At 66.7% G+C, this 11,850-nt stretch carries 9 protein-coding genes; 4 read left to right on the forward strand and 5 right to left on the reverse strand.

What is annotated here, in order from left to right; translation table 11 throughout:
• Positions 1-38: 38 nt before the first annotated feature.
• Complete coding sequence (locus B4M43_RS00895) at positions 39-620, forward strand: YceI family protein (protein ID WP_296263231.1); 582 nt, start codon at positions 39-41, stop codon at positions 618-620.
• 1 nt (position 621) lies between these two features.
• Complete coding sequence (locus B4M43_RS00900) at positions 622-1,773, forward strand: phospholipase D-like domain-containing protein (RefSeq protein ID WP_296263233.1); 1,152 nt, start codon at positions 622-624, stop codon at positions 1,771-1,773.
• A 43-nt stretch (positions 1,774-1,816) separates the two neighbouring features.
• On the opposite strand, the gene B4M43_RS00905 is transcribed toward B4M43_RS00900, so the two are convergent.
• Complete coding sequence (locus B4M43_RS00905; RefSeq protein ID WP_296263235.1) at positions 1,817-2,215, reverse strand: ketosteroid isomerase-related protein; 399 nt, start codon at positions 2,213-2,215, stop codon at positions 1,817-1,819.
• A 115-nt stretch (positions 2,216-2,330) separates the two neighbouring features.
• Here B4M43_RS00905 and B4M43_RS00910 point away from each other — a divergent pair, with 115 nt between their 5' ends.
• A complete protein-coding gene (locus B4M43_RS00910; protein WP_296263236.1) occupies positions 2,331-2,921 on the forward strand; it encodes a GNAT family N-acetyltransferase in 591 nt (196 codons plus the stop codon).
• Between the two features lie 199 nt (positions 2,922-3,120).
• Here B4M43_RS00910 and B4M43_RS00915 read toward each other — a convergent pair whose 3' ends face one another.
• Positions 3,121-4,644 carry a fumarate hydratase gene (locus B4M43_RS00915; protein WP_296263238.1) on the reverse strand — a complete coding sequence of 508 codons (1,524 nt, stop codon included), beginning with the start codon at positions 4,642-4,644 and terminating at the stop codon, positions 3,121-3,123.
• A gap of 229 nt (positions 4,645-4,873) precedes the next feature.
• Between B4M43_RS00915 and B4M43_RS00920 the strand changes: the two genes are divergently transcribed.
• Positions 4,874-5,794 carry an iron-sulfur-binding ferredoxin reductase gene (locus B4M43_RS00920; protein WP_296263240.1) on the forward strand — a complete coding sequence of 307 codons (921 nt, stop codon included), beginning with the start codon at positions 4,874-4,876 and terminating at the stop codon, positions 5,792-5,794.
• 19 nt (positions 5,795-5,813) lie between these two features.
• Here B4M43_RS00920 and B4M43_RS00925 read toward each other — a convergent pair whose 3' ends face one another.
• Genes B4M43_RS00925 through B4M43_RS00935 form a run of 3 tightly spaced genes read right to left on the reverse strand, consistent with a single transcriptional unit; the run spans position 5,814 to position 11,804 of the window.
• The gene (locus B4M43_RS00925) at positions 5,814-8,255 is read right to left on the reverse strand and encodes an RHS repeat domain-containing protein (protein ID WP_296263242.1); all 2,442 of its coding nucleotides are present in this window, start codon (positions 8,253-8,255) and stop codon (positions 5,814-5,816) included.
• Positions 8,252-10,846, reverse strand: a complete 2,595-nt coding sequence (locus B4M43_RS00930; RefSeq protein WP_296263244.1) for a hypothetical protein — start codon at positions 10,844-10,846, stop codon at positions 8,252-8,254. Before B4M43_RS00930 ends, B4M43_RS00925 begins: the two co-directional genes overlap by 4 nt.
• Before the next feature lie 19 nt (positions 10,847-10,865).
• Entirely contained in the window at positions 10,866-11,804 is a 939-nt protein-coding gene (locus tag B4M43_RS00935) for a hypothetical protein (RefSeq protein WP_296263246.1), read from the reverse strand.
• Positions 11,805-11,850 lie beyond the last annotated feature (46 nt).

The raw sequence follows: 11,850 nt of genomic DNA on the forward strand, positions 1-11,850 counted from the left end.
TGGCCGGGTAATGTTGCGATCTTTTGCAGAGATTCCACATGTTCAGACTGTCGCGTCTGCTTCCCGCCCTGTGCCTGCTGTTCTGCCTGCCCGCCCACGCCAACTGGCACCTGGACGGCGAGTCGTCGCGGGTGTCCTTCGTGACTGGCAAGAACGGGGAGCAGGTCGACGTGCACCGGTTCCTGGTGCTACACGGCGCGGTCGACCGCAAAGGCGTGGCCGGCCTGCGCATCGAGATGGACTCGGTCAGCAGCGGCACGCCGCTGCTCGACGAGCAGATGCGCGACAACCTGTTCGAGGTCAAGCGATTCGCCGACGCCACGGTGAAGACGCAGATCGACCTGCAACCGCTCAACGATCTGGCCAACGGCGCGCAGATCGAGCTGCGCCTCCCGGTGACGGTGAACCTGCACGGCAAGTCGCACACCTACGACGCGCCGTTGTTGGCCACGCGCCTGGACGAGCGCCGCTTCCAGGTGGTGACCCTCGAACCGCTGGTGCTGCGTGCCGCCGACTACGACCTGCTGCCTGGCCTGGAGCGCCTGCGCACCTTCGCCAAGCTCAAGGCCATCAACCCGTCGGTGCCGGTCAATGCGGTGCTGATCTTCACGGCGCGCTGACATGCCCGGCCCGGTGTTTCCCTGGCGCGAAGGCAACCAGTTCGAACTGCTGATCGACGGCCCCGCGTTCTTTCCGCCCATGCTCGACGCCATCGCCGGCGCGCAGGCCCAGGTCGACCTTGAGTTGTACCTGGTCGAGGCGGGCGCCTGTGCCGAAGCGGTCGTGGAGGCCCTGGAAGCGGCGGCGCGTCGTGGGGTGCGGGTGCGTTGCCTGTTCGACGGCTATGGCGCCCAGGCCTTCGGTCGTCCCCTCCGTCAGCGCCTGCTGACGGCCGGGGTCGACCTGCGCGAGTACAACCCCATCCATTGGCGCCGCGGCGTGCGCAATCTGTACCGCGACCACCGCAAGCTGCTGCTGGTGGACCAGGCCTGGGCGGTGGTGGGCGGCACCGGGGTGACGGACGAATTCTGGGTGCCGAGCGAAGCCGCCAGCGAGTGGCACGAAGTGATGGTGACCCTGCAAGGCCCCATCGTCAGCGACTGGCAGGCCCTGTTCGACCGCCAGTGGCAGGCCAACCAGCGGCGTACCGCCTGGCGCCCGGAGCAGGGGCTGCCGCGCATGCCGCGCACGCCGCCGGTGGGCCATGGCCTGGGCCGGGTGGCCTATGCCGATTCCCGGCAGCACCGCGACATCCTGCGTTCGCTGGTGCGCGAGCTGAACACCGGCGAGCGGCGCATCTGGTTGGCCACGCCGTATTTCCTGCCCACCTGGGGCGTGCGCCGCTCGTTGCGCCGCGCTGCCCAGCGCGGGGTCGATGTGCGCCTGCTGCTGACCGGGCCGCGCACCGACCATCCGGCGGTGCGTTATGCCGGCCACCGCTACTACCCGCGGCTGCTGCGCGCGGGGGTGAAGATCTTCGAATACCAGCCGTGCTTCCTGCACCTGAAGATGGTGCTGGTGGACGACTGGGTCAGTGTCGGCTCCTGCAACTTCGACCACTGGAACCTGCGCTTCAACCTCGAGGCCAACATCGAAAGCCTGGACCCGGTGCTCACCGCCCAGGTGGCGGCCAGCTTCCAGCGCGACTTCGCCCTGAGCCAGGAGGTCGACTTGGCCGGCTGGCGCGCCCGTCCCCTGTGGCGGCGCGTCAAGCAGCGGCTGTGGGGCTGGCTCGACCGTCTGGTGGCCAACCTGTTCGACCGGCGCAGCTGAAGGCGCCGGCCACTGCCGTAGCGCTAGCCTTGCGTCGACCGCGTCAGCTCACCTGTTCGAGCCAGTCGTTGAGGTTGCGGTAATGGCTGACCCGCGCGATCTTGCCGCAGTGCAGGTAGAAGAACGTGCCGGCCGCCAGCACATAGGTCTGGCCCTTGGCCACCGGCAGGCCTTCGTCGCCCTCCAGGTACTGGCCATGCACGGTGAACTCGGCGGCAGCGCGGTTGCCCTCGGTGTTCTGCATCACCACCAGGTCTTCCAGGCGCTCGCGATAGCAGTGGCTCGTCTTGTCCATGAGGGCGGCGAACGCACGTTTGCCCATCTGCCGTTCGCCCTGGTTGATGTCGTGGATAACGTTTTCGTTGAGCAGGGCGAGCAGGCCAGGCATGTCGCCGGCGTCGAATGCGGCGTAGTAGGCGTGGACGAGTTCCGTAGCGGTCATGGCAAAGTTCCTGTCGTGTACGGGAAAGGGCGCAACAAGGGCCGGATGATAGGGTTTCCCCTCAGGCCCGGCTTAGCCGAGCGCGCCATCCACATCGGGGAAACCACCAACTCGCATGGAAATCCGCCTGCTGCATGGCGCTGCGATCGCGCCTTACATCGATGACCTCGCTCGCCTGCGCCTGACGGTGTTTCGCGAGTTTCCCTACCTCTACGACGGCTCCCCGGAATACGAAGCCGATTATCTGGCAGGCTACGCCCGCTCGGGCCGCAGCCTGCTGGTGCTGGCCCTCGATCAGGGGCGGGTGGTGGGCGCCTCCACCGGGTTGCCGCTGGTGGACCATTCGGCCGAGTTCCAGCAACCGTTCCTCGAACACGGCCGCGACCCGAACGCGGTGTACTACTTCGGCGGGTCGCTGGTGCTGCCCGAATACCGCAACCAGGGTCTAGGGGTGCGCTTCTTCATCGAGCGCGAGTCCTACGCGCACAAGTTGGCCGAGTTCGACTACTGTGCCTTCTGCGCGGTCGAGCGGCCCTCGGGACACCCGCTGCGACCTGCCGATTACAAGCCCCTGCAAGGTTTCTGGCGCAATCGCGGCTTCCTCCACGAACCCTCGCTGCGTACCCGCCATGCCTGGCGCGACTTGAACGAGGACCAGGCGTCGGACAAGATCGTGTCGTTCTGGGTCAAAGCGTTGCCAGCATGATCTACCTCCACACCCGATGCCCGATGCCCGATGCCCGATGCCCGATGCCGGCCCGGCAACCAGTGCGCGGCCCACGTACGCCAAGCACGGCCAGGGTTTTCCCATCGCCACTGGCCGGCGCGATTTGGGCGCAAAGCGCGGTACGCAGGCGAAAAAAAACCGCGCCGGTAAGGGCGCGGTTTTTTCATGACGCCTGCGCTTACTGCACTTCCACCGCCAGGCTCTGGGCGATCTTGCCCTGCCACAGCGCAGGCCCGGTGATGTGCACCGACTCGCCCTTGCTGTCCACGGCCACGGTCACCGGCATGTCCTTGACCTCGAACTCGTAGATCGCTTCCATGCCCAGCTCGGCGAAAGCCAGCACCCGGGACTTGCGGATGGCCTGGGCCACCAGGTAGGCGGCGCCGCCGACTGCCATCAGGTACACGGCCTTGTTGTCGCGGATCGCCTCGATGGCGGTCGGGCCGCGCTCGGACTTGCCGATCATGCCCAGCAGGCCGGTCTGCTCGAGGATCTGCCGGGTGAACTTGTCCATCCGCGTGGCGGTGGTGGGGCCGGCCGGGCCGACCACTTCGTCACCGACCGGGTCGACCGGGCCGACGTAGTAGATGAAGCGGCCCTTGAGGTCGACCGGCAGTTCCTCACCGCGGTTGAGCATCTCGACCATGCGCTTGTGCGCGGCGTCGCGGCCGGTGAGCATCTTGCCGTTGAGCAGGATGGTCTCGCCTGGTTGCCAGCTGGCCACTTCTTCCGGGGTGATGCTGTCGAGGTCGACGCGGCGGGCGCTCGGGCCGGCTTCCCAGACGATTTCCGGATAGGCGTCGAGCGACGGTGCTTCCAGCTCGGCAGGGCCGGAGCCGTCGAGCACGAAGTGCGCGTGGCGGGTGGCCGCGCAGTTGGGGATCATGCACACCGGCAAGGAGGCGGCGTGGGTCGGGTAGTCCATGATCTTGACGTCGAGCACGGTGGTCAGGCCGCCCAGGCCCTGGGCGCCGATGCCCAGTTGGTTGACCTTGTCGAACAGCTCCAGGCGGATCTCTTCGATGCGGTTCTGCGCGCCGCGGGCCTTGAGCTCATGGATGTCGATGGACTCCATCAGCACTTCCTTGGCCATCACCGCGGCCTTCTCGGCGGTGCCGCCGATGCCGATGCCGAGCATGCCCGGCGGACACCAGCCGGCGCCCATGGTCGGCACGGTCTTGAGCACCCAGTCGACGATCGAGTCGGACGGGTTGAGCATGGCCATCTTCGACTTGTTCTCCGAACCGCCGCCCTTGGCTGCGACGTCCACTTCGACCTTGTCGCCGGGCACGATGGAGTAGTGGATGACTGCCGGGGTATTGTCCTTGGTGTTCTTGCGCGCACCGGCCGGGTCGGCCAGGATCGAGGCGCGCAGGACGTTTTCCGGCAGGTTGTAGGCGCGGCGCACGCCTTCGTTGATCATGTCGTCGACGCTCAGGGTGGCGCCGTCCCAGCGCACGTCCATGCCCACGCGCACGAACACGGTGACGATGCCGGTGTCCTGGCAGATCGGCCGGTGGCCGGTGGCGCACATGCGCGAGTTGATCAGGATCTGGGCGATGGAGTCGCGCGCGGCGGGCGACTCTTCACGCAGGTAGGCCTCGTGCATCGCCTGGATGAAATCGACGGGGTGGTAGTACGAGATGAATTGCAGGGCATCGGCGACGCTCTGAATCAGGTCGTCCTGCTTGATCACGGTCATGCAGCGCGCTCCTCTCTAAGACGGGAACATTCGTAAAGACCCTCGACGCTCGCATGCGGCGGGCCGAAGCGCCTTGCAGGAAGTGTCGGCTGGTCGGGCCGCCACGGAAAAAGGCGCGGCATTATAGCGCACCTGCCGGTGTGAAACATCCGCGCCCATCGGCTCGATGGGCAGCCTTTCGCGCGCACTCGTGCCATGCTGTGCGCCTTGTTCCTGGAGACCGTTGGCCATGCCCGAACTCTGCGCAGGTACACGCCGCTGGTCCGTGCCCGACGGCAGCAACCTGCTCGACGCCCTCAACCAGCAAGGCCTGAACGTGCCCTACAGCTGCCGCGCCGGAAGCTGCCATGCCTGCCTGGTGCGCTGCCTCGAAGGCGCCCCGGACGACGCCCGCCCCGACGCGCTGTCCGCCGCGCAGCGCCTGCACGGCTGGCGCCTGGCCTGCCAATGCCGGGTGAGCGGCGACCTGCGTGTCGCCGTGTTCGACCCCGCGCGCGACGGTCAACCCGCGCAGGTGCACTCGGTCGACTGGCTGGGCGATGTGTTGCGCCTGCGCCTGCGGCTCGAGCGGGCGCTGCGCTACCGCGCCGGACAGCACCTGGTGCTGTGGCTGGGCCCGGTGGCACGGCCCTATTCGCTCGCCAGCCTGCCGGGGGAGGACGATGGGTTAGAGTTCCATATCGACTGCCGACACTCGGGAGCCTTTCGCGACCGGGCCCGCGGCTTGAAAACCGGTGATTGGGTAGGGCTGGGCGAACTCAGCGGTGGCGCCCTGCATTACGACCCCGACTGGCAGGACAGGCCGCTCTGGCTGCTCGCAGCGGGCACCGGTCTCGCGCCCCTGTGGGGTGTGGCGCGGGAAGCGCTGCGCCAGGGGCACCAGGCAGGCATCACCTTGCTGCACGTGGCGCACGACGCGGCTGGCCATTACCTGGCACCAACCCTGCGGCAGACCCCCGGCATCGACAGCGTCTGCGTGCTGCACGCGGATCTCGACGCGGCGCTGGCGAATCTGCGCCCCGCTTCCCGCCAGACCCTCGCCTTGCTGTGTGGGGCGCCGACCTTCGTCGAGCGCCTCGCACGCCGGCTGTTCATCGCCGGTGTGCCCAGAAACCAGGTGCTGGCCGACAGCTTCGTCGAACATGCCTGAGGCGTAGCCGCACGTGGTGCTATTGCGGCAGGTAGAGCTTGGGAGCGGCGAGGCGGAACTTGTCGGTGTCGGCGAAGTGGGCCTTGTCGAACCAGCGGCTCCACAACGGGGCCTGGTACATGGGCACGTTGGTCGACTGCAGCGTCGGCCCCACCGATCGGGCCGTCTGCAACGAGGCGACGCCTCGGATGAAGAGCATTTCGTCATAGGCTTCCACCGGCCTGCCCAGCACATTGGCGATGCTTTGCGCCGCGCCGCTCCTGCCGCCCCAGCACGACAGTAAGACCACCTTGCGTCCCGGCTCGTAACCCATCTCGGCCAGTCGGGGCACCAGCACGCTGCGCGCGACGTTGGCAGCCTTGTCGGCCAGGCCCTGGGTGTTCATCAAGTCGCCCAGCAGATTGCCATGGGTCACCAGCGCGGCATTGCCTTCGCCGAACAGACTGGGGATGAAGGCGACGTCCTCCTTGCGCGGGCCGGTGCCGAACAGCACGCTGGCGGGCCGCGTATTGCCTCCCGGACCGATGTTGTAAGGCTTGAAACCGGCCGCCCGGCTGGCCGCCTGGCCCGATGCGTCGCGCAGCCGCACCGCACTGCGGATCACGCTGGGTGCCATGCCGGTCAAGGCGCCGGCAATGCCGCTGCCCAGCGAGACCCAGCCCAACACGCCGGCCGCCTGCTGATCCCTACCGCTTGCTTCGAGCGCCAGAGCAGCGGCGCCGGTGCCCAGCGAGACGACATTGAGTGCCGCGCTGCTGACGGCCAGCGCCGCCGTGATGTTGAGTCCGGCACCGCCGGCCAGCGCCGCGACGGCAGGCAGCACGCTACCCAGCGAAGCGGCCGTGGTGATGGCCGCCAACCCCAGACCGATACCGGCCGCGGTCCAGGTGATCCAGCTGTGGCCGTCGGGGTCGGTGCGGTTGACCGGGTCGCCGCCGCAATAGGCGTAGGCATCGAGGCCGCCGCGGCCGAACGGGCTTTCGTCGTCGGGGGCGAGGAAGGTCATCAGCAAGGGGTCGTAGGGGCGGTAGCCGTTGGCGATGTACCAGCCGGTCAGCGGCTCGCGGCGTTCGCCGGCGAAGCCGAAGGGTAAATCTTCTTCGGCCGGGCCGGTAACGCCGTGCGCGCTGTACATGCAACGTTCGGCGCGTACGTCGAGCTGCAGACGAACGCTGCCCTGACCGTCGCAGCCGAGCAAGCGCGCCTGGCGCACCTCTTCGGCGATCCGCGTCAGGGCGAACAGGCCCTGGCCGTCGCCGTGCAGGGCGAGGCAGTGCTCGCCCCGGCGTTCGTGGGTCAGTTGCGCCCCGCTGAAGAAACTGCGCCGCAGCTCGCCGTCGACGAGCCTGTCGCAGACGCGGCCGCTGGTGTCATAGCGGTACTGGCAGGTTCGCCCGCCCAGCGTGACCTTGCGCAAGCGTCCCTGCGTGTCCCATTCGAGCTGGCGACCCAGGCTGTCGGCGATCAGGCGCCCGCAGGCGTCGTAGCTCAGGGTGATGTGCGCCGGCCAACTGGGGTGGCTGTGACTGATCGCCACGGGCTGGCTGGGGTCGTGCTCGGCGTAGCTGAACAGGGCCTGGTCCTGGCTGCCGTCGGCATACAGGCTGAGCACTTCGCGGTAGCCGTCCAGGGCGTTGAAGGTGAAGCGCTGTTCGACCAACAGGTTGCCGAACGGATCCTGGATGCCGGCCTCCGGGGTGGCGCTGTAGCGCGTCAGGCGCCCGCGCGCGTCGTATTCGAACTGCTCTTCGCCGCACGCCTGCTGCGCTTCGAACCAGCGGCGCGAGACCAGTTGGTCGAGCCCGGAGTATTCCAGGGTTTGCTTGAGGGTATGCGTCTCACCCTCGGCCGTTGCGCTGAAAAGGATGGACGATGGACGGCCCATCGCGTCGTAGCTGAAGGTTCTGCTCAGGCGTTTGTCGGATGCCGTGTCCTGGCTAGTGATGGTGCCTGGGCGGGAAAACGCATCGTAGGTGAAGTGGGTTCGAACAGCGCCCGAGGTCAACGCACTGATCCGGCCGAGCGCATCGTACTGGCGTTCGTGGCGCGTGCCTGCGCTGTCGGCCAGGCTCAAGGGCCGTCCGCCCAGCGAATGCTGCCAGCGGGTCAGGTGGTCCTCGTCATCGACCTGCCACTGTTCCGCTTGCATCTGGCCGCCGGCCGAGAACTGCCAGCGGCGGGTGCCCAGCTCGCCTTCGGCCTTGACGGCAACGCCCAGTGTCGGGTGATAGGCCAGGCGCTCGATCGGTTGCCCTTCGGCTTCGCTGCTGAGCAGGGCGTTGCCCAGGTGCGGCTCGTAGGTGAATGCCACGCGTCGACCGTCGGCCAGGGTATTGGCCTGCGGTGGCAGTTGGCCCGGCAGGTAGGTGTAGCGGGTGAGGCGTCCGGCGACCTCTACGCTGCACGGACGGCCCAGACCGTCGAATGTTTGCCTGCCAAGCACTGACGTCGAAGGGTTCATGGTGCCACCTCCTGAGCGGCGGTGAGCGTGATCGATTCGGGGTGCTGGCCGTCGCTGTGCGCTGCGAACTGCCAGTTCAGGACGGTACCGTCCGCGAGACGTTTTTCGACCAGGCGCGAGTAATGGTCATGGCGCATCCGGGTAACCCGTGGTGTGCTGCCGGGAAGGAGCACTTGCTCTTCGACGATTCGGTCCAGGCCATCGCGTAGCAGGACGAGGCTACGGACCAGGTGGCCGTCGGCGTCGAAATGGCGTTGCTCGATGGGGCTGCCGGCCACGTTGAAGAAGGTCTGCAACCTGGGCCCGACGAGGTCTCCATGGCTTTGCCACTGCTCGCTGCACAGGGCGATCGGGTCATGGCGCAAGTGGTTGTGCACGCCGTCGGGGGTGACGCTCAGGTCCATGCGCGCCCAATGGTCGAAGTGCTGGGTCGAGGTCAGCGTCAAGGCAGCGGTCTCATCCCCAGCGATCCAGTCCTGCACGGTTTCGCGTATTTGCCGGCCCAGCGCGTCGTAGTCGGTTCGCGACACTTCACGGAAGCGTTCCGGTGCGTGGTCGAGGTCTTGCAAGTCGATCCTGAGCACTCGGCCGTCGCCATCGAGCCACTGGCGCCGACAACGTCCGGTGACATCCAGGTGCTCGACCAGGGTCGGCAGGCAGTTGTCGGCCTGCAAGGCGAGGGCGATCTCGTCGCCGAGGTGGTAACGGGCCAGTTGCTCGGTCTGGTAAGGGCTCTCGGCTGCGTGGGTCGTGCGCACGATCCGTCCGATCGAGTCGTAGACATAGCGCGTGAGGCTATTGCTTTCGCTGCGTTCCCATACGGTCTGGCCGCTAAGCAGCGTCTGCGCCGAGACCTTGCTCGAACGGTTCAACGCGTTGTCTTCGAAACCGAGGGTGGTGAGGGTGGTCACCAGTTCGTCTTCGTTCAGGAGATAGTCGTGGCGGGTCGTCGTGGTCTTGCCGTTGAGCGTCACCGCCGTCTGCTGCAAGCGGCCGTAGTGCGGCCCCGGCGTCGAGACATAGGCGTAGGCGCTGTGCTCCAGCACCCGTTCGTCGTCTTCCTCTAGCAGCGTTTCGCTGGCGATGACCACGTGGTCCGCTGCGGCCTGGAGCAGGGACGTTATGGGCTGATAGGTATAACTCGTGCTCAGGGTCGGCGCGCCTTTGCTCGGTTGCGCTGGGCGTACGACCTTCTTCCGCAACCAGCGCACCATGCCCAGCGGATCGGCCGGGCAACCCTCGGCGCCCGCCGCTGGGTAGTAGGTACTGAGCTCCTCGACGCCGGTCGGGTACACCGCGTGCACGATGTTGCCGAAGGCGTCATAGCGGTAGGTGGTGGTTTCGCAGCGTCTGGCGTCCGTCTGCGCATGGTCGATGTAGGTGGTGCAGACCTCATGGGGCAGCTGGCACCAAGGCGGCTGCTGCGCCCAGTCGAGGGCAGGGTCCATGCCGTGGCGGGTGCTGGTCAGCACTTCGCAATCGCCCAGGCGATGCGCTTCGCTGACCAGCAGGTGGAAGCGATCCCAGACCCGTTCGATGCGCCCCAGCGGCCGCCCCTCGCCATCGCTCAGGGTTTCGACCACTTGATAGCGGTAATCGCTTTCGACCTGATACAGGTTGTCGCGCCCCGACTGCCAGTCGAACGCCTGGTCGCTGCCAAAACCCAGGAAATTGTGCTCGCCGATCCAGGTGTACGCATGGTTGAGCGCGTTGTGTGGGGTGCCGCTCGAATGCAGCCAGGTGCTGACCCTGGGCAGACTGTGCAGTGGCGCGCCGGTCGGCAGGCGGTGCGCGTCCTCGTCGACGGCCCAGTGCAGGGTGTCGCACGCGCCCAAAGGGCTTTGCACCTTGACGGGCAGGTACAGGGGGGCGGCGCCCGAGGCGATCGCATCGTATTCGATGGCAATGGGCTGCGGTACTTCCGGCAGGTACACGTGGGTCAGCAACTGGTTGCTCAAGTGCAACGCGATGACTGCCGCTGCAGGGGTCTGTGGATTGAGGGTGATGACCACCTGGTCGTCGCTGCTCGCCAGTTGCAGCAAGGTACGTGCTTCGTCGCGCACCCCTTGCAAGGTGAAGCCGCCATCGCCGAACGGCTGCCAGTCGAAATGCAGCCGGCGGCCCTCGGGCGAGCGCAGTTCGCTGAGCAGGTAACGGCTGCTGTCGCTGTGCGGTTTGCGCAGCACTTCGCTTTCGCCCGACTTCTTGTCCACCCGCACACTGCCGTCGTCTTGCCAGACGGCGTTCAGGGTTTCGAGCTTGAGGTCGAGAAACCGCAGCGACTCGCCGACCGCCATTCCCGAACGGGACGGGTCGATGGCGTAGCGGTCGCCCGAGCCCAGGCTCAGGCGAGGGTTGTTCTGGTCCAGGTCCACCTCTGACAGCCCCAGGTTCCAACCGAGGCCGTAGCCCTGGTCGGCCATGCTGGCGAGCGTACTGAACGACAAGCTCAAGGACGCGGCCGGCCCGGCGAGCTGATTGGCGGGCGGCAAGGGCAGGGCCAGGGCGAGCGTGAATTGGCCGGTACGGGCATCGACGCCCGTCTTCACGAAGTCCGTGAAGTTGCTGGCCTGGGTATGCAGTGTCGGCATGTGAACCTCCAGGGCCGTTTCAACGTTCGCTGTCGATGATGCGGAAGTCGACCGATCTGCCGTCCGCGAGCGCCAGGAAATCGACGCGGTAGCCGTTGCCATGCTGGTCGATCAGGGTCCATGCGCTGACATCGGACCTTAGGTCGTTGCGGTGCCTTCTGTAGAAGCGACGGTGGTAGAGGTGCAGGGCCATGTGATGGGGGCTGGGGCTGGAGCCGTGCTGGTCCACGTATTGATCGGGCTGATAGACGGTGATCGTAGTGGTCGAGCTGTAGTCATTGGTCAGTTCGAAGGAGATCAGCGTGTTGTCCCAGCCATGGCGCTCGTAAAACGGTATCTCGGCAGCCGTACCGTGGGCGACGCTGTCGACGATCCTTTGCCCAGGTGCGGCGAAACCGAACAGGCCGACCTGCTCTTCGACCTCGTCGTCCCAATAGCTTTCCGACGCCTCTTTGTAGGTTTCCTTGGGTTGCATCTCCAATGCGAACATCGACCTGTGCGCCGTGGGCGGTGCTACCGACTCGACGACGACCGACGACTTGAACGGCGCGGTGTCGGTCACGAACAGGGTGTGTGCATCGACGTACACGCCTGCGTAGACCGTGGTCAGCGAACCGCCCGGGCGCGTCGAGCTGAGGTAGAAGGTACGGCGCCGAGTTTGTCTGCTGGCGTCGAGCACAGGGTGCGGCGCGCTGCCCGAGGCATTGAAGTAATCGAAACGTGGGTCGCGCGTGGGATGCGCCACGAGTTCGTGCTCCAGCGAGCGATACTGACCGTCGTCGTCGATCTCGAACAGGGTGACGCTGTCGAGCTGCTCGGCGCTGATCGTCTGGCCGTCGCGCGGGGTCAGGCTGACGGCTACTGCCACTTGTTGCCGGCCATTGGCATAGACGCGGTTGGAATTGGAAATGATGTCGACACGCAAGCGGCTGAGCCACTGGGTTGCACTGATGCTCATGGGAAACGCTCCATACAGGGAAGCGTCGATTGAAGGGCAAGGGCGC

The sequence above is a fragment of the Pseudomonas sp. UBA6562 genome (assembly GCF_002434265.1).
GTDB lineage: Bacteria > Pseudomonadota > Gammaproteobacteria > Pseudomonadales > Pseudomonadaceae > Aquipseudomonas.